The sequence below is a fragment of the Actinopolymorpha pittospori genome (assembly GCF_014873875.1).
Classification (GTDB): Bacteria; Actinomycetota; Actinomycetes; order Propionibacteriales; family Actinopolymorphaceae; genus Actinopolymorpha; species Actinopolymorpha pittospori.
Window position 1 is genome coordinate 7,745,594 of the sequence record NZ_JADBEM010000001.1, and the last position, 21,514, is coordinate 7,767,107.

Genomic DNA, 21,514 nt, shown 5'->3' on the forward strand with positions numbered 1-21,514 from the left:
ATCCACGCCTGGTGGAGCACCATCGTCTCGACAACCCCTGCGAGGAGGAGATTCGGGATGAGCGGGCAGAACAGCGGCGAACGCAAGGTGGCGTTGGTCGTCGGGGCACACGGCGTGATCGGGTCCAACCTCATCGGCCACCTGAGCGAACTCGGCGAGTGGGACGTCATCGGCCTCTCCCGGCGCGGCGGCACCGACGTGGGCAGGGTGAGGTACGTCGCCGTCGACCTCCTCGACCCCGAGGACTGCCGCCGTCGGCTCGGCGACCTCCGCGAGGTGACCCACATCTTCTACGCGGCCTACCAGGACCGCCCGACCTGGGCCGAGCTGGTCCCGCCCAACCTCGCGATGCTGGTCAACGTCGTCGAGGCGGTCGAGCCGGTCGCGACCGGACTGCGACACGTCAGCCTGATGCAGGGATACAAGGTGTACGGCGCCCATCTCGGCCCGTTCAAGACCCCGGCGCGGGAGAGCGATCCACCCCACATGCCTCCGGAGTTCAACGTCGACCAGCAGGAGTTCCTGGAGCGGCGGCAGCGCGGCAAGGCGTGGAGCTGGTCGGCGTTGCGGCCGTCGGTGGTGTGCGGGTACGCGCTCGGCAACCCGATGAACCTCACGATGGTGATCGCGGTGTACGCCGCGATCAGCAAGGAGCTGGGGCTGCCCCTGCGCTTCCCCGGCCGACCGGGTGCCTACGACAGCCTGCTGGAGATGACGGACGCGGGGCTGCTCGCCCGCGCGACGGTGTGGGCGGCGACCGACGAACGCTGCGCCAACCAGGCGTTCAACATCAACAACGGCGACCTCTTCCGTTGGAGCGAGATGTGGCCGAAGATCGCCGCCTCGTTCGGCCTCGAGGTGGCTCCACCGCTGCCGATGTCGCTGGAGGTCGTGATGGCTGACAAGGAGCCGGTGTGGAACGCGATGGTGGAGAAGTACGACCTCGCGCCGCACAGCTACCAGGAGGTCTCCTCCTGGCGCTTCGGAGACTTCGTCTTCTCCTGGGACTACGACATGTTCGCCGACGGCAGCAAGGCCCGCAGGTTCGGGTTCCACGACTTCGTCGACACCGAGGCGATGTTCCGCGACATCTTCGACGGCTTCCGCCGGCGGCGGATCATCCCCTGACGGCGACGTTCGAGGCGGACCCTGCCGCGCGCTTCCTCAGGGGACGAGGACCGCTACGCCGTTGACCCGGTCGGCCGCGAGGTCGTCCAGGGCGTGGTCGGCCCGGTCCAGCGGATAGGGGGTCACCGCGATCCGGATCCGGTGCTCGGCGACGGTGTTCAGGAACGCCCGCCCGTCGTCGCGGGTGTTGGCGGTGACGCTGCGGACCGTCCGCTCCCGGAACAGATGCCGCTCGTAGTCGAGCGCGGGAATGGCGCTGAGGTAGATCCCGGCGATGCTGAGGGTGCCGCCACTGTCGAGCGCGGACAGCGCGACGGGGACGAGATCGCCGGCCGGGGCGAAGAGGATGGCCGAGTCGAGGGGTTCCGGTGGTGCGTCGTACCCGCCGGTGGCGGACGCGGCGCCGAGCTCGAGGGCGAGCTTCTGGGCGGCCAACGAACGCGTCATCACGTGCACGGTCGCGCCCTGGGCGATCGCGACCTGGGCGGTCAGGTGCGCCGAGCCGCCGAACCCGTAGATGCCCAGCCGGCCGCCGGGCGGGAGGTCGGCCCGACGCAGGGCGCGGTAACCGATGATCCCGGCGCACAGGAGCGGGGCCAACTCCTCCTCGGCGTAGGCGGCGAAGCGGTCCTCCGGCAGGGGGTAGGCGTAGGCCGCGGGCACCGTGAGGTACTCGGCGTAGCCGCCGTCGGCGTCCCACCCGGTGTAGCGGGAGTGCGGGCAGAGGTTCTCCTGACCGCGGGTGCAGTAGCGGCACACCTCGTCGGTGTGGCGCAGCCACGGAACGCCGACCCGAAGCCCGAGGGGAAGGTCGGCGGGCACCGCGTCCCCTCGCCCGACCACCTCTCCGACCACCTCGTGGCCGGGCACCACCGGTGACTTGTGCGGTGGCAGGTCGCCGTCGCGGACGTGCAGATCGGTACGACACACCCCGCAGGCGCGTACCCGGACGAGGAGCTCATCCGGTGCCGGCGTCGGGACCGGGAGCTCGACGGCTTCCAACCGGCCGCGGGAGGGGACGACCCAGGCACGCATGGTCGCGGGCAGCGTGGTCATGAGCCCAATTCTCCCCCGGCCGCCCCGGGATCGGGGGCGGGTGCGAGGCGGGGCTCCTGCGCGCCGACACGACCACGGCACCACGGATCCGATCCCGGCGGAGGTCAGCGTGGTGGAATCGGGGCATGCCCGTCCTCCCTGTCGCATACCGCCTCGATGTCCCTGTTGTGGACCGTGGGTCGAGATCCCGCCATGGCCGAGCGGTCTGAGGCCCGCGAGCTCCTCTCGGCGATCGCGGAGATCGGCCCCTACTTCGCTCTCACCGTCGAGAATCGCGACGAGTCGGAGGATCCCTCGCTCGCCCAGCTGTACGCGGGACATCCGGCCCTGCGCGCGCACCTCGCGCGGGTGGCCGAGCGGCTGGGAACCTCCGAGCTCCGCGTGGCCGGGTCGATCTTCTTCCAGGGCATGGCGGCGCGCCTGTGGTCACCGGCCCTCGCGGTGGCGCTCCTCGACCGACGGGTGCTCGTCCTCGACGCCGGCCTGACCTGGCCGGATCTGGCCGCCCCCGGTGTGCCCCTGCGGACGGCCGGCGCCTCCGCCGCCGAACGCGGCCGATCACCCGACATCGCGGCGCTCGCGCACGAGGTCGCCGACGCCACCGTCACGGCACACCTGGCGCCGCTGCTCGACGCCGTACGACGCGAGGTCCGGTTGCCCGACGCCCTCCTGTGGGGAAACGCCGCGTCCGCGCTCCTCGGGACGCTCGGCGTCCTTGGCCAGGCCCGACCCGCGCTCGCCGCGCCGGCCGCCGCGCTGGCGGCGGCGCTGCTCGGACTGCCCCCGCTCGCCGGGACGGGGACGCTCGACCCTGCCGGCGACGACGCACCGGCGCGATTCGTTCGGAGCACCTGCTGCCTCTACTACCGCGTTCCGGGTGGAGGTTTCTGCGGCGACTGTGCGCTCCTCCCGCGCTGAGCAGATCGCCGTGGGATGGCATGCTGCGGGAATCCAGGAGCTGCCCCGCACAGGATTCCAGAGCCTGTCCGACCTGCCCTAGGGGCGGGACCGACGTATTTGTCAGGGTTGCGTCCGGGTGGCCGGGACCGGCCCTCGGGAACTCCCCTTCCGGATGCCGCCAGGGTAGGGCTAACCCCCCTATGACCCCGGGGGAAGGCGGGATGTGCCTTCGAACGGGCGGCCCACAGACTCGACGGCGTGACCACCAACGGCGTACTCCTTCCAGCTCCACCGCCCGCACGGTCGACCGGCAGTGACTTCGCGACGCTGCGACGGCGGGTGACCGAGGCGGGCCTACTCGAACGTCGGCCCGGCTACTACGCCGCCCGGATCAGTGTCGTCGCCGCGGCGTTCGGCGGCGCCTGGGCGGCGTTCTTCCTGCTCGGCGACTCCTGGTGGCAGCTGGTCGTCGCGGTCGTCCTCGGCGTGGTCTTCGCCCAGGTCGCCCTGGTCGCGCACGACCTCGCGCACCGGCAGATCTTCCGGACCCGCCGGCCCAGCGAGATCGTCGGCCGGATCGTCGGCAACCTGGGCATCGGGATGAGCTACGGCTGGTGGATGGACAAGCACACCCGCCACCACGCCAACCCCAACCACGAGGACCTCGATCCGGACGTGTCACCCAACATCCTGGTGTGGTCGACCGAGCAGGCCGAGCGGAGCACGGGCCTGCCGCGCTTCCTCGGCCGTTGGCAGGCGTTCCTCTTCTTCCCGCTGCTCACCCTCGAAGGCTTCAACCTGCACGTCGCCGGCATCCGCGCCTTGGTCCGGCCCGGGCTGAAGGCCCGCAAGCTCGAAGCCGCGTTGTTCGCCGCGCACATCCTCGGCTACCTCGCGGGGCTCTTCCTCGTCCTCTCCCCCGGCAAGGCAGTGGTCTTCCTGCTGGTGCACCAGATGGTCTTCGGTCTCTACCTCGGCTCGACCTTCGCGCCGAACCACAAGGGCATGCCGACCCTGACCGAGGCGGACGAGCTCGACTTCCTGCGCCGCCAGGTCCTCACCTCGCGCAACGTGCGGGGCGGCTGGCTGGTCAATGCCGCGCTCGGCGGGCTCAACTTCCAGATCGAGCACCACCTCTTCCCGAACATGCCGTCGCCGCACCTGCGCCGGGCCCAACCGATCGTGCGTGGCTACTGCGCGGAACTGGGGATTCCCTACCTCGAGTCCGGGGTGATCGGCTCCTACACCCAGGCGCTCCGGCACCTGCACGACGTCGGCGCTCCCCTGCGCGCCAAGCCGGCCAGGTCCTCCTGACCCGCGACACCAGCCCTCAGCGCAGCTGGCGAAAGAACGCGCGAACGTCGTCGACCAGCAGGTCGGGCGCCTCCATGGCGGCGAAGTGACCGCCGCGCTCGAACTCCGACCAGTGCACGACGTGATGCTCGCGTTCGGCGAGGCGGCGGATGGCCGGATCGGTGGGAAAGACCGCGATCCCCGTCGGCACACCGGACGGCGCGTTCGCCGGCCTCGGCGCGATCCGGTTCTCGTAGTACAGGTGCCCGGATGAGGCACCCGCGCCGGTGAGCCAGTAGAGCATGACGTTGGTCAGCAGGTGGTCTCGGTCAACGGCCTCGTCGGGAAGTTCGCGGGCGGGGTCGGTCCACTCCCAGAACTTCTCGACGATCCAGGCGAGCTGCCCCACCGGAGAGTCGTGCAGGCCGTAGCCGACGCTCCGTGGTCGCGTCGACTGGAGGTCGGCGTATCCGGTGCCGACCGCCCGAAGCCGGCGGGCCGCGGCCAACCGGGTCTGCTCGGCCTCGGTGAGCCCGTCGAGTTCGTCGGCTCCGGTCGGGTAGGCGAGACCACCGTTGATGTGGACGCCGAGGACCTGACCGGGCGCGACACGCCCCAGCTCCGGTGAGACCTCGTGACCCGTGTCGCCGCCCTGCGCGCCGTAGCGCTGATAGCCGAGGCGGCGCATGAGCTCGGCCCAGGCTCGGGCGATGCGCGCGTGGTTCCAGCCGGGACCCGACAGCGGAACCGAGAACCCGAAGCCCGGCAGCGACGGTGCCACCACGTGGAAGGCGTCGGCGGGTTCGCCGCCGTGGCCGCGAGGGTCGGTCAGCGGCCCGATGACCTGCTGGAACTCCGCGACCGAGCCCGGCCACCCGTGCGTGAGGATCAGTGGGATCGCGGCCGGCTCGGGCGAGCGTACGTGCAGGAAGTGGACACGCTGCCCGTCGATACGCGTGACGTACTGCGGGAGGCGGTTCAGCTCCTCCTCGTGTGCCCGCCAGTCGTAGCGGTGAAGCCAGTGGTCGACCAGGCCCTTCAGGTAGTCGACCGGCACGCCCCGCTCCCACCCGATGCCCGGGATCTCCGTTGGCCAACGGGTGCGCTCCAGTCGGCGCCGCAGATCGTCGAGGTCCTCCTCGGGCACGTCGACGCGGAACTCGCTGATCCCGGACGAGCTGATCCTCGAGGCGTTGATGTCGGACGCGCTGATGTCGGTCATGTTCACCCGCTCCCGTCGGCTGGCCCACGTTGGCGTCCGGTCAGGGTGTCACCCGGGACCGACATAGGGCCGCCGTCGTTCGGGCATGCGCGCCACCCAAGGCCTGCCACCCACGGGTGCGCTAGGCGGCCGCGAGCTCGCGGGTGTTCGTGGAGGTTCCGATGGGCTTGCGGGTGAGCGTCAGGGCGACGCTCGTGCCGGCCAGCAGGAAGGCGCCGGCCACGACGAAGGCGGTCGTGTAGCTGTGGGTCAACTGGACGACGAACCCGGTCACGATCGGAGCGGCCAACCCGAACAGGTTGCCGCCCATCATCGCGATGCTGTTCGCGCGGCCCGCCAACCGCGGCGAGCGCAACAGGTCGCCCAGCAACGCGAGGTTCATCGACACGGCCGTGGACACGCACGTGAGTGAGACGCTCACGAGCACGAGGATCAACGCGACCGAGCCGACGAAGGGCGTGAGCAGGACCACCGAGGACACCAGCAGACACCCGGCCACCGTGACGCGCCGGCGACCGGAGGCACGCGCGTCGGCGTCGAGGGTGCGGTCGAACACCACGCCCAGGACGATCCCGAGAACCGTCGCGACGACGTAGGGAATCGCGGTGAACGTTCCCGACCGCAGGATGGACAGGCCGTGCGCCTGCTCGAGATAGCCGGGCAGCCAGGTGAGGAAGAGGTACTGCGTGTAGACCGCGGCCGACTGCACCAGCGCCACGCCCCACATGCTCCGGTACCGCAGCAGGGACAGGACACCCACCCCGGGCTCCCCGACCGGAGCGGGGCGTTCCTGGGCGAGCCCGCGTTCGCGCAGGATCTTCGCCCGCTCCTCCTCACTCAGCCATCTCGCCTGAGTGGGATCGCGGAACCAGATCAGCCACGCCACGAGCCAGACGAACCCGACGGCGCCGAGGACGACGAACATCGTGCGCCAGCTGAAGCTCGTGACCAGTGCCGCCGCGGCGACCGCCCCGATCGCGGGTCCGGCGTACGCACCGGAGTTGTAGGTCGCTGTGACGCGGCCGCGTTCGCCGGCCGGTGCCCACTCCTGCAGGACCTTCCCGGAGGCGGGGTACGACGGGGACTCACCGGCACCCATCAACAACCGCGCCGCCAGCAGTCCCCCGAACCCGCGCAGGACACCGACGAGCATGAGAGCCGCCGACCACACCACGATGCTGATGGCGTTGGTACGTCTGGAACCCAGCCGGTCGGCCATGATCCCGCTGGGGATCAGACAGACGATGTAGGACCAGAGGAAGACCGACAGCAGCAGGCCCACTTCGCCGGGCGAGAGCCCGAACTCGTGCGCGATCGGGTTGGCCGCGACCGACAGCGCCGACCGGTCCATGTAGTTGATCGTGACGAGCAGGAAGAGCAGTGCGTAGACCCACCACCGACGTCGCGGCGCCCTCATGAGGTGAGCGTCCCCGCGCCCGACAGGTCGACGATCGTCGGCCCGGCGCTCGTCGCTCGCCAGACCTTGATGCCGGCGTGGAGTTCGGATCGGGCGATCACCTTGTCGTCGCGCAGACTGAGCAACCGGTCGTGGCCGCAGACCAGGATCGTGGACGGGTCACTCGCCAGCAGGTCCCGGATCTTCTTGATGCTCAGGCTGCTCTGTGCCGGGTCGAGCGTCATGTCGGCCTGAGCGGTCAGGAGTTCGACCTCGTTCTTCACGGCGTCCCCACCGAAGACGAGCGGACCCTCGGTCCCGGCGACCTGGTAGGAGAAGTGCCCGGGCGTGTGCCCGGGCGTCGCGATCGCCCGTACCCGCGGAAGGGGCTCGTCACCGTCCTCGATCCTGGTGACGTTCGCGGCCCTGGCGAGTTCGGCGACGTGGAACTCGGGAAGCTCCCAGGTGCCGACCGGTTGCGCGGCCGCCCACTCCAGCTCCGGTCGTGGCACGACCACCCGTGCGTTGGGGAACAGGGGGAAGTTGGCGGCGTGGTCCCAGTGGCAGTGGGTGAGGAGGACGGTCGTGACGTCTTCGGGGGCGACGCCGTAGGCCTCGAAGGCCTCGAGCAGCGGGATGCGGTAGCCGTATCCCCCGGTGTCGACGAGCATCGTCTCGCCGTGCCCACGCAGCAGCGGGACGGTACTCCAGCCGAGGCCGCCGTGATGGGTGCTCCGGCCCGGAAATCCCTGGATCAGAATGCTGAACTCGTACCCGCCACTGCTGCCGGTCATTGGCACTCTCCTTTGTGCTCCTTCATGCCGAAGCGCCGGATCGTGCCCGAAAGACCAGGCGGGACAACCGTTCCAGCGTGTTTCACGCAATCCCTCGTTCAATTATTGCGCGGAACACGCAGTTGCGGTGGGCCCGCGAAATGCGCCGACACGTCAGCTTTCTCCTTTGCCTCGACCTGCCATTGCCGAAGAAGAACGCTTTGTCGGCTTTGCCGGAAACAAAGGAAAGAGTGGAATCATCGGGTCGGCGGCGGACCACCGGCCGTCCACGCGCCTGCCGGCCAGCCCAACGCCCCAGGCGTAGGACCATGGACGGAGCGGAGGTCGTCGGCTGGTCCGATCCCAGCCCCACCGACTGCTCCTAGAGTTCGGAGTGCCGAAGGGTTGGGCCGAGACCTCACCGGAAGGACGCCATGACGCTCTGGATCTGCAGCACCTGCGCGGTCGAGTACCCCGACACACCGCAGCCGCCCGATGTCTGCCACATCTGCGCCGACGAGCGGCAGTACGTGCCCGCGACCGGGCAGCGGTGGACGACCGTGCGAGACCTCGCCGCGGCCGGACACCGCACGCACGTGGCCGAGGTCGAAGCGGGCCTGTACGGCGTGACCGTCGAACCGGAGGTGGGCATCGGCCAGCGTGCGCTCCTCGCCCAGACCCCGGCCGGCAACCTGCTCTGGGACCCGACCGGATTCCTCGACCAGGCCGCTGTCGACCAGATCCGCGAACTCGGTGGCCTCGCCGCGATCGCCGCGAGCCACCCGCACATGTTCGGAGTCCAGGTCGAGTGGAGCCGCGCGTTCGGTGGCGTCCCCGTCTACGTCAACGAGGCGGACAAGGACTGGATCGGCCGCACCGACGAGGTGGTGCGCTTCTGGTCCGGCACGTTCGAACCCCTTCCGGGCCTGACGTTCGTCCAGGCGGGCGGGCACTTCCGCGGCAGCGCCGTCGCGCACTGGACGGGCGCGGACGACCGCGGAGTCATCCTCGCCGGCGACACGATCGCGCCGGTGGCCGACCAGGGCTGGGTGACGTTCATGCGGAGCTACCCGAACTCCATTCCACTCTCCCCGGCGGCTGTCGAGCAGGTCGTCGGCCGGCTCGAGCCCTACGCCTACGACCGGCTCTACGGAAACTTCGGACGCGTCGTGAGCGCGGACGCGAAGGCCGCCGTACGCCGCTCCGCCGACCGCTACATCGGCTGGATCCGCGGGGACTTCGACGCCGACACCTGAGTCGTCGCGTCTCGGCGACGACCGGACGGACGCTAGGCCGGCGACTGGTCCCGCGTGAGGACGTAGCAGGCGACCGCTGCCGCGGCCGCGACGTTCAGCGAGTCGACGGCCGGGCTGATCGGGATCCGGGCGCGCAGGTCGGCCTGGTCCTGCCAGCGGGCGGACAACCCGTCACCCTCGGTGCCGAGCAGGAGGGCGAGCCGGTCCGGTCCACCCGCGCAGGCGTCCAGGTCGACCGCGTCCGCCGCCGGGGTCAGGGCGAGCAGCCGGAAGCCGGCCGCCCGGAGTCCGGCGAGCCCGTCGTACCAGTTGTCCATCCGGGCGTACGGCACCGCGAACACCGTGCCCATCGACACCTTCACGGCGCGGCGGTACAGCGGGTCCGCGCACCGGGGCGCGAGGACCACCGCGTCCACCGCGAAGGCGGCCGCACTGCGAAAGATCGCCCCGACGTTCGTGTGGTCGACGATGTCCTCGAGGACGACGACGCGCCGGGCGCCGGCGACCACCTTCTCCACCGGCGGCAACGGCAACCGGAGCATCGAGGCGAGCGCACCCCGGTGGACGGCGAAGCCGGTGACCTCCTCCAGCCGCTCGGGCGCCATCACATAGCACGGCGCCCCGCTCGCGGCCACGACGTCGCGCAGCCCCTCCAGCCAGCGTTCGCTCATCAGGAAGGACCGGACCGGGTAGCCCGCCTCGACGGCCCGCCGGATCACCTTCTCCCCCTCGGCGAGGAAGAGGCCCTCCGCGGCCTCCAGGCTCCTGCGCAGGGTCACGTCCTTGAGATCGGCGTAGTCGCGCAGCCGTGGATCCGCTGGTGTTTCCACGCGCACGAACGACGACACGCCTTCAGTCTGCCCCTCGAAAACGACTTCCCTGTCAGCGGGTCCGGCGCGCATCATGGACTCGATGGGTGGGAGCTACTGGGAGACCGAGCCGTCCGGGCCGTCCAGGCCCGGCACCGTGCGCCTCACCCTGCCCGATCTCGACCTCGACCTCGCCACCGATCACGGTGTCTTCGCGCGTTCCGGTGTCGATCGCGGCACCCACCTCCTGCTGCGGCGGGCTCCCGTCCCGGCACCCCGGACCAGCGTCCTCGATCTCGGTACCGGTTACGGCCCGATCGCACTCGCGACCGCGCTCCGGCAACCTCATGCCGGCGTGTGGGCGGTCGACGTCAACCGCCGGGCGCTCGCCCTCACCCTGGCCAACGCCGCGCACCTCGGGCAGTCCGCGGGTCCGCTCCACCCCGGTTCCGTCCACCCCGGTTCCGTCCACCCCGCCGGTCTGGACAACCTGCTGGTCGCCGAACCCGCCGAGGTGCCGCCGGCGGTCAGGTTCGACGGGCTGTACAGCAATCCGCCCATCAAGATCGGCAAGCAGGCCCTGCACGACCTGCTGGTGAGTTGGCTCGCGCGGTTGCTGCCCGGCTCGCCCGCGTGGTTGGTGGTCAAGCAGGCGATGGGCGCCGACTCCCTGCAGACCTGGCTCGACTCCCACAGCTTCCCGACCAGGCGCGTGGCGTCCAAGCAGGGCTACCGCCTGCTGCGGGTCACCACGCCGGGTACGCCACCCGCCCCACTCGCCGAGGAGGACCTGGCCGCGGTCACCGCGCGAACCGGCGTCAGCTGGACCGTCCTCGGCCGGCTCGCCGGCGGGTTCTCCGACGACACGTTCCTGCTGGGCCGGGGGGCCGTTCGGGCCGTCCTCAAGATCAAGACCGGCGAGGGCTGGCCCGACCAGCTCGACCGCCTGCTGCCGGTCGTCACGAAACTCCGCGCGCTCGGCTACCCCACGCCGGAGGTGCTGGGCGCGGGACCGCTCACGGCTGAGCGTTCCTTCCTGATGACCGCGTGGTCCTCCGGCGCCTCCCCCGATCCCGCGAACCGTGCCCAACTGGACGCACTGCTCGCCGCGGCCGAGCTGCACCGGGAGGTGCATCCGCCGCCGGAGCGGGACTGGTCGGCGATGGTGACGCAGTTCCTCAACGGTGGGATCAGTGAGCACGAGTTCCATCCGTCGCTCGCGGCGTACACGAGGCGTGCTCTCGCGCTGGTGCCGAAGCCGGTACCCAGCCTGCCGACCGGCGACCTGGTGCACGGGGACCTCACCTTCCGTAACACCCTGTTCGACGGCTCCGACCTGCGCGCCGTCATCGACCTCGAAGGCTTCGGCGCCGGGACGGTCGCCATCGATCTGGTCTCGCTGCTGTCGGGGCTCACCGACCCGGCCGACCAGCGGGTGGTACTCGACCGGGCGGTCGAGCTCAGCGGCCCCGACGTCGTCGCGGCCTGCCTCGCGCACCGGGTGCTCGCCGGGCTCGCCTGGGCGAGCGAACACCCGGGGCTGCTGCCCGGTGCGGGTGAGCGCGCCGAGCGCCTCCTCGCGCTGGCCGACTGACCGGGCCCCGACTGCCGGGCCCCGACTGCCGGGCCCCGACTGCCGGGCCCGTCCGCCCCAGCCGGCGAGCACGATGAGAGTGTGAGAGGCATGAAGCCGGTGTTGTCACTGCCCGCACGGGTGCCACGGACGGACAGCCCGGAGGACGGTGATGACGACGACCGTTTCTCCGACCAGCTCGTCGAGGCGTTCCTCGAGGCCTACACCCGCCCCGGCGACCTGGTCCTGGACCCGTTCGCCGGATTCGGGACGACCCTCGTCGTGGCCGAACGGATGGGACGCCGAACGCTCGGCCTGGAGATCCTCCCCGAGCGGGTCGAGCACATCCGGGCTCGGGTCTCCGACCCGTCGACGGTGATCGAGGCCGACGCCCGCCGGCTGGCCACCCTCGACCTTCCGCCGATCGACTTCACCCTGACCTCGCCGCCGTACATGACGAGGACCGACCACCCGGAGAATCCCCTCACCGGATACCAGACCCTCGACGGCGACTACGGCCGCTACCTCGACGAGCTCACCGTGGTCTACGGCGCCATCGGCCAACTGCTCACGCCCGGGGCGAAGGCCGTCATCAACGTGTCGAACCTGCGAACCGGCGGGACCGTCTCGCCGCTCGCGTGGGACGTCGGCGCGGCGGTCTCCCGGGTGCTCCGCTTCGAGCAGGAGATCATCCTCGACTGGGACGACCCGGAGGACTGGTACACCAACGACTACTGCCTGGTCTTCAGCTCCTTCGACGACGAGTCGACGGGGGCCGCGGGCCGGGCCTGACGCGCACGGGGCGCGCCGGTCGACGCCGGTCGTTCCGCGTACGCAAGGCGTGGTTGACGCGGGCCCGGCCGCTGGATCAGTGGGCCCGCGCGGCGATGAGTCGCGCGCAGTCGGCCGGTGTGGAGGAGGTGGTGTCGACCTCGAGGTCGTACGTCACACCCTCGTGCACGATCCGCGCCTGCGACTCCGCCATGCCGACCACCCGGTCACGGCGCGCGGCCTCGCGTGCGGCGGCGACGGCCGGATCACACCGCACGCCCACCCACAGCACCGGGAGACCACGCAGCACCTTGTACCAGCGTTCCTGGGAGGCCGGGCCACCCAGGAACACCTCGTCGATGACCACCCGGGCCCCGGCCCGCACCATGGCCGCGATGCCGGCGCTCCAGGCGGCGTCCAGCAGACTGAACTCCGGTCCGGCGCTGACCTCGCCGTTCGGGCCGAACTCGATCCCGTCGGCGGAGTTCTGCAACGACAGCGGCATCGCCTCGACGAGCGTGTCGACTCCGAACGTCAGCCAGGCGCCCGGCAGCACCTCCTGCAGGCAGCGCGCGATCGAGGACTTCCCCGCGCTGGATCCGCCGTTCAACACGATCACCTCGACAGCCATGCCCGGCATCGTAGGCATACGGGCGATCCGGACGTCTCCGCAGGGGCCTTCGGCTCAGCGCGTCGGGGCCGCGTCGCCGTCCAGGCGGTCGATGCGGAACACCGCGCAGCGACCCGCCAGTGTCGCGAACTCCTCCGGCGTGCCGTCCTTCACCACACCGGCGCGCGCCATCATCGGCACACCGGTCGGAACCTCCACCGGAAAGGCCGCGAGCACCTTCCCGGCTTCCTCGACCGGCAGTTCCACGAACGCCACCCGCTCCCGCCTCCGACCGGTCGCGAGCGTGCCGTGACCAGCGGCCCGTACGTTCGCCACCCAGTCCGCACCCGGATAGCCACCGACGACGTAGCGGGCTCCCTCGAAGGTGAACGGGGTGACGGGCGTGGTGCGAGATCGGCCGCTTCGCCGGCCCGTCACGGTCAAGGTGTGCATCGCACCGAGGGAGAGGCCGAGCCGCTGCAACGCCACGATCACCTTGTTCATGGGTTTCAGCCAGCGCGGCAAAACGATCTTCGGCTGCTCGGCTGTCATCGGCCACCACCACCCGTCCGCGTTCCACCCGTATGAACGGCACCGTACAACGACAGAAGGCTCACCGGCGTGCGTCGCCGGTCGCGGCACGGAAGGCCCGCCGGTATGCCGACGGGGACGTCCGCATCTCCTTGGCGAAATGGTGGCGGTAGGTGACCGTGCTGGCGAAGCCGACCTTCGCCGCGATCTCCTCCACCGACGCGTTGCCGTTCTCCAGCAGCGGCAGGCTCGCCTGTATCCGTTGCGAGATCAGCCAGCGGATCGGGCTGGTACCGCTGGAGCGCGCGAAGTGCCGGAGGTAGCTGCGCCGTGACATGTGGGCCTGCGTGGCGAGGGATCCTACCGTGATCTCCTCGTCGAGGTGGGCCATCGCCCAGGTCATGCTCGCCACGATCCGGTCGTCGTCCAGGTCGGCGGGTACCGGAGTCTCGATGTACTGCGCCTGACCGCCGTCTCGGTGAGGTGGCACGACCAGCCGCCTCGCGACCGCGTTGGCGATGCTCGCTCCGAAGTCCTGCCGAACCAGGTGCAGGCACAGGTCCAGCCCGGCGGCGCTGCCCGCACTCGTGAGGACGTCGCCGTTGTCGACGTACAGCACGTCGGCGTCCACACGGACCGCGGGGAATCGTTGGCGCAACAGCGACGCGTACCGCCAGTGCGTGGTCGCCCGCTGGTCGTCGAGCAGGCCCGCGGCGGCAAGGGCGAAGGCACCGGAGCAGATGGACACCACCCGGGCGCCGCGGCTGTGGGCGGCGCGCAAGGCCGCGACGAGTTCGGCGGAACAGTCGGCGTGGACGTCGCTGACTCCCGGAACGATCACCGTCTCGGCGTCGGCCAGCGCCTCCAGGCCGAACGGAGTCGTCATCGACGCCCCGCCGACGAGCCGAATCGGGCCGCCACCCTCCACGCAGACGCGCAGGTCGTACCACTCCACGTCGAACTCCGGCCGCGGCAATCCGAAGACCTCGGTGACGATCCCCGTCTCGAACGCGGACATGCCGTCGTAGGCGACCACCGCGACGCGGTGTCCACCCGTCGTGACTCGGCCCTCCGACGTGATCCGGCCCTCCGACGTGATCCCGGCGGTTCCCGGCACGGACGGTGAGGCCACGGCGATCGGCGCTGTGGGGTGCGGCATGGCGTGATGTTAGCGGAGCGCGGCATTAGCGCCACTGTCCCGGACGGCCACCCCGGCGCAGGATCGACCCATGACCGCATCTTCGACACCGGCCGGACTCGTCACGGCCGGATCCGAAACCTCCCCCACAGCCAGCGCTCCGCCCACGGCTGCTGTGCACGCCCCGCTCGCGAGCGCCGTCCTGTCCACGCCACCCGCACCGCCCAGCGCCGCGCTCACCCACTTCGCGGGCAGACTCGCGTTCGAAGCCGACGTGAGCGACGTGCACGCCGACCTCGAGGCCGGTCTCGGGGGCTTCGTCCTCGTCGACTCCCGCTCGACGGAGTCATGGGAGCAGGGCCACATCCCCCACGCGCTCCACCTGCCGACGTCCAGGATCGAGGCCGAGGCCGCCGCGCTGGTTCCGCGGGGCCGCGTCGTGGTGACGTACTGCTGGGGCCCCGGCTGCAACGGCGCCACCCGGGCCGCGCTCGCCTTCGCTCGGCTCGGGTACCAGGTCAAGGAGATGATCGGCGGGTACGAGTACTGGGTCCGCGAAGGGTTCGGCGTCGAGACGGCGACCGGACGCTCGGCGAGGCCGGCCGATCCACTCACCGCACCCGTCGGCGCTGTCGCGTGCGGCTGCTGAGGCCCGCGACGAGCCCCCAACCAAGATCCAGAGATCGTACGAATCGGCGGAAAATGGGACGCTCAGGACGAAAGTCCTTGACCATGACCACCCTGGCGGTGCCATCCTCGGATCCGTGAACTCGTACTCCTCTGGCCAGGCCGCGGACAAGACCGGCTTCAGCATCGACACCCTCCGCTACTACGAGCGGATCGGGCTGCTCGATCCAGTTGGCCGCAGCGCGTCTGGTCAGCGCCGTTTCAACGACGACGACCTCAACTGGCTCCACCTCCTGCGCTGCCTGCGTGACACGGAGATGCCGCTCACGGACATGCTGAGGTTCGCCGAACTGTGTCGGCGCGGCGAGGAGAGCATTCCCGATCGGATCTCCTTGCTGGAAGTACACCACGAACGGGTCGGGCGGCAGATCGAACGGCTGCGGGAGCGGTGGTCGGAAATCCAGCAGGAGATAGGTTCCTACCGGTCCCGGCTGTAAGGTGGGCCCTTCTCAGCGGCTCTCTCGTCGGCACGCATGCCACACGGCCGACCGGGAGTCGATCGTCTGACCGGCAAGGACAGGTTGACAGCTGCCAGCCTGATGGCGCCTTCCGTTGTTGGTTCTGGTGTTCCGCGCCTCGTCACTGCCGAGTGGGGTCTCGTTCCTGACCAGGAACTGTTCTGAATATTCTTGGCTGGGTGGCTCGGATCGCCTTGTTTACAAGGTTGTTGTCGGTGGTCGGGTCTAGGGTTTGGTCATGGACACCGACACCACCTCCACCCATCCGCTTCGTGCGGTGGTCGATGGTGTCCGCGACTGTCTCGACGAGGTGGCGTCGTGTCCCGTGTGGTCGCTCCCGGATGCCGAGTTGGGCCCGATACTCGCCGCGCTCACAAAGGAGCGGGCGCGTCTGGACGCCCTGATCCTGGATCTCGTGCGACAGGCCGATGTGAACGCGGTCCACACCGGCACGGGTGCGGCGAGCTCGGCGGTGTGGGTCCGGCAGCAGACCCGGATGAGCCGGTCCGAAGCCGGTGGCGCGGTGAAGCTGGCCAAAGCCCTCGACACCACCCTGCACACCACGAAGAAGGCACTGGCTGAGGGAAGAGTCTCGCTACGGCACGCGCAGGAGATCCACCTCGCCATGGGGAAACTCCCCGCCGACATCGACCGAGATCAAGGCCCAGGGCGAGGCCGCCCTCGTCGACCAGGCACAGACCTTCGACCCCCAAGAGCTGCGAGCGTTGGGGGAACGGTTGTACCAGGTGGTGGCCCCTGACGACGCCGACCGGCGGATCGGTGAACAACTCGCACGGGAAGAAAAGAAGGCCGCGGCGAGCAGGACCGTCTACTTCGGCACCGCAGCGCCGGGCATCGGCACCGTCACCATGCGGTTCGAACGCGCGTACATGACCCAACTCCACGGCATGCTCGACGCCCTCGCCAAACCCCGCCCCGGACCCCACGGCAGGGACACCCGCCCCTACGACCGGCGCCTGGCCGACGCCGCCATCGAATGGATCGGGCTCGCCCAAGCCGCCGGCAACGCACCCACCCGGGGTGGGACGAGGCCGCGCCTCACCGCGACGATCCCCTTCCAATACCTGCGTGACCTGCACGGGCACGGCGTCATCCACACCACCCTCCAAGCCACCGCAACCCTCAACCCCACCAGCCCCGAGACCAGATGTGGGGACAGCGCGGGCGGCTGCGGCGAGCACGACTCCGGGTGCGGAGAGCACGCGGTCGGCTGCGAGGGCTGCGTCACCGGGTGCGGGGACGCAGAAGACGGTGACGGTCCGAAGGTCGGGACGTTCGGGAAGGTCCCGGGCGGGATCGCGGTCTCCGCGCGGTGGCTGCGCATGCTGGCCTGCGACGCCGAGATCCTCCCCGCCCATCACATCGTTCACTGGGCAGACGGAGGGCCCACCGATGTGAGAAACGGGGTACTTCTCTGCCCCACCCACCACGAAATGATCCACCACGACAACTGGCAGGTCAGGATGAGCACCCACGGCCACCCGAATACATCCCACCCCCATGGACCGACCCCACACAACACCCCCTCCGCCGCTAGACCGCACAGTCCCGGAGGGCCGCCCTGCTGCCGTGGTGAGCGCGGGCGCGCAACCACCTGCCCTGCCCTGCCACGCACAGCGGCCGACCGAGCCCTGCCGCCGCGCGCACGCACGGCATGATGGTGGGTATGCGTACCGACGTTCCGGACCTTCACGGTGCCCGGGTCACGGTCATGGGCCTCGGGCTCTTCGGAGCGGGTGTCGGGGTCACGAAGTTCCTCTGCCGGGCGGGTGCGCACGTCACGGTCACCGACCTGAACGACGCCGAGCGGCTTCGGGAGTCCGTGTCGGAGCTTTCCGGCTGGCCGGTGGAGTTTCAGCTCGGTCAGCATCGTGAGGAGGACTTCCAGTCCGCCGACCTCGTGGTGGTGAGCCCGGCGGTGCCCGAGGACTCCCCGTGGCTTGACTTCGCTCGCGAACTCGACACGGAGATGAACCTCTTCGCCAAGCTCTGTCCAGCTCGGACTGTCTACGGCATCACCGGCTCCAACGGCAAGACCACCACGACCACGCTCGTCGGGGAGATTCTGCGGCGAGGACCTCGGCGGGTGTGGGTCGGTGGCAACCTCGGCGTATCTCTGCTGGAGGTGATCGACGAGATCAGCCCCGACGACATCGTCGTTCTCGAACTCTCGAGCTTCCAACTGCAACACCTGGACTCCATCGGGTGGAGCCCTCAGGTGTCGGTCGTGCTGAACATCACCCCGAACCACCTCGACCGCCATGGTTCGGCCGAACGCTACGTCGAGGCGAAGCGGGCCATCGTGCGTCACCAGGGCGAGCACGACCTGCGGATCCTGAACGCCGACGACCCGACCGTCCGCACGTTCGCCGGCGCCCGGACGCGGTGGTTCGGCCACGACGCACTACGGGAGGGTACGAGGGTTCTTCCGGAGCGGCTCGAGCACGGCGGACGGGTCCTGGACGTACGTGGACGACGCCTGCCCGGAGTGTTCAACCTGCACAACATGGCCGCGGCCACTGCGGCCGTCGCGGAGGCGTTTCCCGGCTGGACGAAGGCGGCCGAGGACGTCCTCGTCTCCTTCGCCGGCGTCGAGCACCGACTGGAGTTGGTCGCCGAGTCAGGGGGTGTGGCGTACTACGACGACTCGATCGCGACAACGCCCGAACGCACGCTCGCGGCCCTCGACACGTTGAGTGGCCCGATCGTGCTGCTGCTCGGAGGTTACGACAAGGGACTGTCGTTCGCCGAGCTTGGCGCGAAGGTGCGGGAGCGGTGCCGGGAGGTCGTGCTGTTCGGACAGACGGCAGACGCCCTGGAGGAGGCGATCCGTCCCGGTGGTGCGGGAGGGGCTGACGCGAGCGTACGCCGGGCGACGTCCTTCGAGGAGGCCGTCGCGATGGCCCGTACGGCGGCCCGTCCGGGCGACAACGTGCTGCTCTCCCCCGCCTGCGCGAGCTACGGGATGTTCCGGAACTTCACCGAGCGTGGTCGACGGTTCAAAGAACTCGTGCGCGCGGCCTGAACGACTCCCGCTGCCGCGACTCCAGCACGCCGGCATTACCGTGTGCCCGGTGTCTGCCACTACCGCACCAGCCCCACGCATCCGTGCCCTCGTCTTCGACTTCGACGGCCTCATCATCGACACCGAGACACCGGAGTACCAAGCCTGGCAGGAGATCTTCACCGCGCACGGAACGACGTTGCCCCTGCAGACCTGGGTCCGCTGCATCGGAACGGCGGACCACGGCTGGGATCCGTACGCCGCACTGGAGGCCGGCTCCGGCCACCAGGTCGATCGCGCGGCGGTGCGAGCCGAACGCCGAGCGCGCATTCAGACGCTCATGCGGGAGCAGCCGGTCCGGCCCGGTGTCGAGAACGTCCTGCGTCAGGCCCAGCAACTCGGCCTACGGATCGGGCTCGCGTCGAGCTCCAACCTGGAGTGGGTGAGTGGACACCTGCGCGACTACGGGTTGCTGCAGCACTTCGACGTCCTGCGCACCTCCGACGACGTCGCACGCACCAAGCCCGATCCGGCCCTGTACCGACTGGCCGTGGAGGCGCTCGGCGTACGGCCGGACGAGGCGATCGCGTTCGAGGACTCGCCGAACGGTCTGGCCGCGGCGAAGGCTGCCGGTCTGTTCCGCGTCGCCGTACCGAATCCGATGACTCGTCAACTCAACCTTGACGATGCGGACGTCGTGTTGCCGTCCATCGACGCGATGCCCCTGCAGAAGTTGCTGGCGCTCGCCGGCGACCGGCTCGGTCGGGTCGGCTCTACTGAAGCCTCCTGAACCCGTGCTCCGTTCAAGCCAAGCTCCCCTGAGCCCCGAGGGTCCTTGACGCCAAGCTCCCGCCTAGCGGCGGCCGCGGAAGGTGCGACGCAGGTCCTCGACCCACTGGTCGGGAATCTCCCAGGGGATGAAGTGACCGCCCCGGTCGTGCACGGTGAGGTTGACGTGGTTGTACCAGCCGGCGCGGTCGCCGTCGAGGAAGCTCTGGACGCGCTGGTCGGTGGTCACGCCGGGTGGGTTCTCGTAACCGACGAAGGTGATTCCGGTCGGCGCCTCGACGACCGGCTGTCGGTCGTGGGACGGCGTCCACGGGTAGCGGTTGTTGTTGGCGTAGGTGCGGATCGAGGTGCCGATCGCGTTGTTCACCCAGAAGATCATGGCGTGGGTGAGCAGGTCGTCCCTGCTGAACACGCGCTCGATGTCCCCACCGTTGTCGCTCCAGCTCACCCAGCGTTGGAGGATCCAGGCGAGCATCCCGGCGGGTGAGTCGGACAGTCCGTAGGCGAGGGTGCTCGAGTCCAGCACGTGTGCTGCGAGGTGGACGGCGAACTTCCTGTCCAGGGCTACGACCTGGGCGTGGACGTCGGCGGGGAGGCCCTCGGGGATCGGACGGCCGCCACTGAAGTCCCAGCCGCGGTCGCCGTTGAACAAGGAGAGTTTCAGGCCGGAGCCGATGTGGATGGCATACAGTTCGTCGGCGTACTTGTGACCCAGTTGGCCGGTGACCAGCGCGCCGACGTCGCAGCCGGCGGCGGCGTACTTCGCGTGTCCGAGCGTCCGCGTCATCAGGGCGTGCCAGAGGTCGGCGACCTTCCAGAAGTTCATGTCCGGGTTGTTCGGCAACGGGGTGGAGAAACCGAACCCCGGGAACGACGGGACGATCACGTCGAAGGCTTCCTCGGGATCAGCGCCGTAGGCGCCCGGGTCGGCGGAGGGGGTCGACCACCTTGGCCCAGTGCCAGAACGTCCACGGCCACCCGTGGGTGAGGATCAACGGCGTCGGGTTCGGGCCGACTCCGGCCCTGCGCATGAAGTGCACGGGCACGCCGTCGACCTCGACGCGGTAGTGCTCATAGGCGTTGATCGCCGCCTCTGCCGCGCGCCAGTCGTAGTCGGTACGCCAGTAGTCGACGAGCTCGGCCAGGTAGTCGCGGTTGACGCCGTAGTGCCAGTCCTCGTTGCCCGCGTCGACCGGGAAGCGGGTCAGCTCCAGGCGTCGCCGCAGGTCGGTGAGGACGTCGTCGGCGACGTGGATCGGCGTCGGTTCCAGCGGGAACGGCCGAGCGGATGCACCGCCCCGTGACGGGAGCCCAGCTTGGGGCTTGCTTCCTGGTGTCTCGGTCACACTCGTGTCTCCTGCATCACCGTGTGTCATCGGCGAGCGGCCTACGTCGAGGCGGCCCGCTCCTTCCATTCGCGCGCGAGCATCGCGTAGACGACCTCGTCCGTCCAGACGCCCTTGACGCGCTCGTTCTCGACGAAGTGTGCCTCGCGGCGCATGCCGAGGCGCTCGAGCAACCGGGCCGAGGCGGCGTTGCGGCCGTCCAGTCGACCGATCATCCGGCGTAGGCCGAACGTCTCGAAACCGAGCCGCAGCATCCTTTCCGCCGCCTCGGTCGCGTAACCGCGGCCGCCCCACTTCGGGTTGAAGACGTAGCCGATCTCCCCGGTCCGGTGCTCGCGGCTGACCAGGATGAGGTTGACCTCGCCGACCACGAGGCCGGTCTCCCGGCACTCGACAGCGCACACGATGGCATGCCCGTCCTTGGTCAGGGCTGTCTCGTCCATCTTCCGCTCCAGCGACCTACGTGCCCCGTCGCGGTCGCGGACGTCCCACAGCAGGTAGCGAGTCACCTCCGGCTGGGACTGGAGCGCGTGCAGGGCGTCGAGGTCGTCGAGACGGTAGGGCCGCAGGGACAGCCGGGCGGTCTCCAGCGGATAGTCGGGGCGCACGTCAGGATCGTATGCCAACCCTCCCGACATCCCTGGACACCAGCACACCCGGCCACCCGGCCACCCGGCCACCCGGCCACCCGGTCGCCCGGTTCGCCCGGTCGCCCGGACAAAACCTGGTGACACCCCCGGGGCGCCGTCGATA

General features: G+C 70.0%; 23 protein-coding genes. 12 read left to right on the forward strand and 11 right to left on the reverse strand.

Annotated elements, in window-relative coordinates:
• The first annotated feature begins 57 nt into the window (after positions 1-57).
• Positions 58-1,128, forward strand: a complete 1,071-nt coding sequence (locus HEB94_RS36080) for an SDR family oxidoreductase (protein WP_192753990.1) — start codon at positions 58-60, stop codon at positions 1,126-1,128.
• Between the two features lie 36 nt (positions 1,129-1,164).
• Here HEB94_RS36080 and HEB94_RS36085 read toward each other — a convergent pair whose 3' ends face one another.
• Positions 1,165-2,184, reverse strand: coding sequence for a zinc-binding alcohol dehydrogenase family protein (locus HEB94_RS36085; RefSeq protein WP_238361726.1), 1,020 nt, complete (start codon positions 2,182-2,184; stop codon positions 1,165-1,167).
• Positions 2,185-2,376: 192 nt separating this feature from the next.
• On the opposite strand from HEB94_RS36085, the gene HEB94_RS36090 reads away from it, so the two are divergent.
• Both HEB94_RS36090 and HEB94_RS36095 read left to right on the forward strand, forming a co-directional pair.
• Positions 2,377-3,102, forward strand: coding sequence for a (2Fe-2S)-binding protein (locus tag HEB94_RS36090; protein ID WP_192753991.1), 726 nt, complete (start codon positions 2,377-2,379; stop codon positions 3,100-3,102).
• Between the two features lie 240 nt (positions 3,103-3,342).
• Positions 3,343-4,398: a fatty acid desaturase gene (locus tag HEB94_RS36095; RefSeq protein ID WP_192753992.1), complete on the forward strand. Its 1,056-nt coding sequence runs from the start codon at positions 3,343-3,345 to the stop codon at positions 4,396-4,398.
• A gap of 16 nt (positions 4,399-4,414) precedes the next feature.
• Here the strand turns inward: HEB94_RS36095 and HEB94_RS36100 are convergent, their stop codons facing one another.
• From HEB94_RS36100 to HEB94_RS36110, 3 genes are all read right to left on the reverse strand, one after another.
• Positions 4,415-5,599: an epoxide hydrolase family protein gene (locus HEB94_RS36100; RefSeq protein ID WP_192753993.1), complete on the reverse strand. Its 1,185-nt coding sequence runs from the start codon at positions 5,597-5,599 to the stop codon at positions 4,415-4,417.
• Positions 5,600-5,720: 121 nt separating this feature from the next.
• Positions 5,721-7,016 carry an MFS transporter gene (locus HEB94_RS36105; protein ID WP_192753994.1) on the reverse strand — a complete coding sequence of 432 codons (1,296 nt, stop codon included), beginning with the start codon at positions 7,014-7,016 and terminating at the stop codon, positions 5,721-5,723.
• On the reverse strand, positions 7,013-7,789 hold the full coding sequence (locus tag HEB94_RS36110) for an MBL fold metallo-hydrolase (RefSeq protein ID WP_192753995.1): 777 nt from the start codon (positions 7,787-7,789) through the stop codon (positions 7,013-7,015). Before HEB94_RS36110 ends, HEB94_RS36105 begins: the two co-directional genes overlap by 4 nt.
• A gap of 413 nt (positions 7,790-8,202) precedes the next feature.
• Here HEB94_RS36110 and HEB94_RS36115 point away from each other — a divergent pair, with 413 nt between their 5' ends.
• Complete coding sequence (locus HEB94_RS36115) at positions 8,203-9,024, forward strand: MBL fold metallo-hydrolase (RefSeq protein WP_192753996.1); 822 nt, start codon at positions 8,203-8,205, stop codon at positions 9,022-9,024.
• A gap of 32 nt (positions 9,025-9,056) precedes the next feature.
• Here the strand turns inward: HEB94_RS36115 and HEB94_RS36120 are convergent, their stop codons facing one another.
• Positions 9,057-9,872, reverse strand: a complete 816-nt coding sequence (locus tag HEB94_RS36120; RefSeq protein ID WP_337918147.1) for a TrmH family RNA methyltransferase — start codon at positions 9,870-9,872, stop codon at positions 9,057-9,059.
• 64 nt (positions 9,873-9,936) lie between these two features.
• Here HEB94_RS36120 and HEB94_RS36125 point away from each other — a divergent pair, with 64 nt between their 5' ends.
• Positions 9,937-11,427, forward strand: a complete 1,491-nt coding sequence (locus HEB94_RS36125) for a methyltransferase (RefSeq protein ID WP_192753997.1) — start codon at positions 9,937-9,939, stop codon at positions 11,425-11,427.
• 90 nt (positions 11,428-11,517) lie between these two features.
• Positions 11,518-12,198 carry a DNA methyltransferase gene (locus HEB94_RS36130; protein ID WP_238362906.1) on the forward strand — a complete coding sequence of 227 codons (681 nt, stop codon included), beginning with the start codon at positions 11,518-11,520 and terminating at the stop codon, positions 12,196-12,198.
• Between the two features lie 76 nt (positions 12,199-12,274).
• On the opposite strand, the gene cpt is transcribed toward HEB94_RS36130, so the two are convergent.
• The 3 genes from cpt to ftrA form a co-directional block, all read right to left on the reverse strand.
• Positions 12,275-12,808: a chloramphenicol phosphotransferase CPT gene (gene cpt / locus HEB94_RS36135; RefSeq protein WP_192753999.1), complete on the reverse strand. Its 534-nt coding sequence runs from the start codon at positions 12,806-12,808 to the stop codon at positions 12,275-12,277.
• A gap of 54 nt (positions 12,809-12,862) precedes the next feature.
• Positions 12,863-13,339: a nitroreductase family deazaflavin-dependent oxidoreductase gene (locus HEB94_RS36140; RefSeq protein WP_192754000.1), complete on the reverse strand. Its 477-nt coding sequence runs from the start codon at positions 13,337-13,339 to the stop codon at positions 12,863-12,865.
• Positions 13,340-13,400: 61 nt separating this feature from the next.
• On the reverse strand, positions 13,401-14,477 hold the full coding sequence (ftrA, locus tag HEB94_RS36145) for a transcriptional regulator FtrA (protein ID WP_192754001.1): 1,077 nt from the start codon (positions 14,475-14,477) through the stop codon (positions 13,401-13,403).
• Between the two features lie 70 nt (positions 14,478-14,547).
• Between ftrA and HEB94_RS36150 the strand changes: the two genes are divergently transcribed.
• From HEB94_RS36150 to HEB94_RS36175, 6 genes are all read left to right on the forward strand, one after another.
• Positions 14,548-15,105 (forward strand): rhodanese-like domain-containing protein, encoded by a 558-nt coding sequence (locus HEB94_RS36150; protein ID WP_192754002.1) that lies wholly within the window; start codon positions 14,548-14,550, stop codon positions 15,103-15,105.
• 115 nt (positions 15,106-15,220) lie between these two features.
• Positions 15,221-15,580 (forward strand): MerR family transcriptional regulator, encoded by a 360-nt coding sequence (locus HEB94_RS36155; protein WP_192754003.1) that lies wholly within the window; start codon positions 15,221-15,223, stop codon positions 15,578-15,580.
• Between the two features lie 259 nt (positions 15,581-15,839).
• Entirely contained in the window at positions 15,840-16,361 is a 522-nt protein-coding gene (locus HEB94_RS51550; RefSeq protein WP_273377068.1) for a DUF222 domain-containing protein, read from the forward strand.
• The gene (locus HEB94_RS52930) at positions 16,327-17,280 is read left to right on the forward strand and encodes an HNH endonuclease signature motif containing protein (RefSeq protein WP_273377069.1); all 954 of its coding nucleotides are present in this window, start codon (positions 16,327-16,329) and stop codon (positions 17,278-17,280) included. The genes HEB94_RS51550 and HEB94_RS52930 overlap by 35 nt, the downstream gene beginning before the upstream one ends.
• Positions 17,281-17,288: 8 nt before the next feature.
• On the forward strand, positions 17,289-18,647 hold the full coding sequence (gene murD / locus HEB94_RS36170; RefSeq protein ID WP_192754004.1) for a UDP-N-acetylmuramoyl-L-alanine--D-glutamate ligase: 1,359 nt from the start codon (positions 17,289-17,291) through the stop codon (positions 18,645-18,647).
• 49 nt (positions 18,648-18,696) lie between these two features.
• Complete coding sequence (locus HEB94_RS36175; protein ID WP_337918149.1) at positions 18,697-19,416, forward strand: HAD-IA family hydrolase; 720 nt, start codon at positions 18,697-18,699, stop codon at positions 19,414-19,416.
• A gap of 63 nt (positions 19,417-19,479) precedes the next feature.
• Here HEB94_RS36175 and HEB94_RS51560 read toward each other — a convergent pair whose 3' ends face one another.
• From HEB94_RS51560 to HEB94_RS36185, 3 genes are read right to left on the reverse strand one after another with little or no spacing between them, the layout of a single operon-like run.
• Positions 19,480-20,301 carry an alpha/beta hydrolase family protein gene (locus HEB94_RS51560; RefSeq protein ID WP_337918151.1) on the reverse strand — a complete coding sequence of 274 codons (822 nt, stop codon included), beginning with the start codon at positions 20,299-20,301 and terminating at the stop codon, positions 19,480-19,482.
• A 19-nt stretch (positions 20,302-20,320) separates the two neighbouring features.
• A complete protein-coding gene (locus HEB94_RS51565) occupies positions 20,321-20,761 on the reverse strand; it encodes an epoxide hydrolase N-terminal domain-containing protein (protein ID WP_337918152.1) in 441 nt (146 codons plus the stop codon).
• Positions 20,762-20,802: 41 nt separating this feature from the next.
• Positions 20,803-21,369, reverse strand: coding sequence for a GNAT family N-acetyltransferase (locus tag HEB94_RS36185; protein ID WP_337918153.1), 567 nt, complete (start codon positions 21,367-21,369; stop codon positions 20,803-20,805).
• Positions 21,370-21,514: the final 145 nt, after the last annotated feature.

Bases quoted from the DNA above. Each gene is read 5' to 3' on its own strand.
- HEB94_RS36080 (WP_192753990.1), top strand. From the start codon at position 58: ATGAGCGGGCAGAACAGCGGCGAACGCAAGGTGGCGTTGGTCGTCGGG.
- HEB94_RS36085 (WP_238361726.1), bottom strand. From the start codon at position 2,184: ATGACCACGCTGCCCGCGACCATGCGTGCCTGGGTCGTCCCCTCCCGC.
- HEB94_RS36090 (WP_192753991.1), top strand. From the start codon at position 2,377: ATGGCCGAGCGGTCTGAGGCCCGCGAGCTCCTCTCGGCGATCGCGGAG.
- HEB94_RS36100 (WP_192753993.1), bottom strand. From the start codon at position 5,599: ATGACCGACATCAGCGCGTCCGACATCAACGCCTCGAGGATCAGCTCG.
- HEB94_RS36105 (WP_192753994.1), bottom strand. From the start codon at position 7,016: ATGAGGGCGCCGCGACGTCGGTGGTGGGTCTACGCACTGCTCTTCCTG.
- HEB94_RS36110 (WP_192753995.1), bottom strand. From the start codon at position 7,789: ATGACCGGCAGCAGTGGCGGGTACGAGTTCAGCATTCTGATCCAGGGA.
- HEB94_RS36115 (WP_192753996.1), top strand. From the start codon at position 8,203: ATGACGCTCTGGATCTGCAGCACCTGCGCGGTCGAGTACCCCGACACA.
- HEB94_RS36125 (WP_192753997.1), top strand. From the start codon at position 9,937: ATGGGTGGGAGCTACTGGGAGACCGAGCCGTCCGGGCCGTCCAGGCCC.
- HEB94_RS36130 (WP_238362906.1), top strand. From the start codon at position 11,518: ATGAAGCCGGTGTTGTCACTGCCCGCACGGGTGCCACGGACGGACAGC.
- cpt (WP_192753999.1), bottom strand. From the start codon at position 12,808: ATGGCTGTCGAGGTGATCGTGTTGAACGGCGGATCCAGCGCGGGGAAG.
- HEB94_RS36140 (WP_192754000.1), bottom strand. From the start codon at position 13,339: ATGACAGCCGAGCAGCCGAAGATCGTTTTGCCGCGCTGGCTGAAACCC.
- ftrA (WP_192754001.1), bottom strand. From the start codon at position 14,477: ATGCCGCACCCCACAGCGCCGATCGCCGTGGCCTCACCGTCCGTGCCG.
- HEB94_RS36150 (WP_192754002.1), top strand. From the start codon at position 14,548: ATGACCGCATCTTCGACACCGGCCGGACTCGTCACGGCCGGATCCGAA.
- HEB94_RS51550 (WP_273377068.1), top strand. From the start codon at position 15,840: ATGGACACCGACACCACCTCCACCCATCCGCTTCGTGCGGTGGTCGAT.
- murD (WP_192754004.1), top strand. From the start codon at position 17,289: ATGCGTACCGACGTTCCGGACCTTCACGGTGCCCGGGTCACGGTCATG.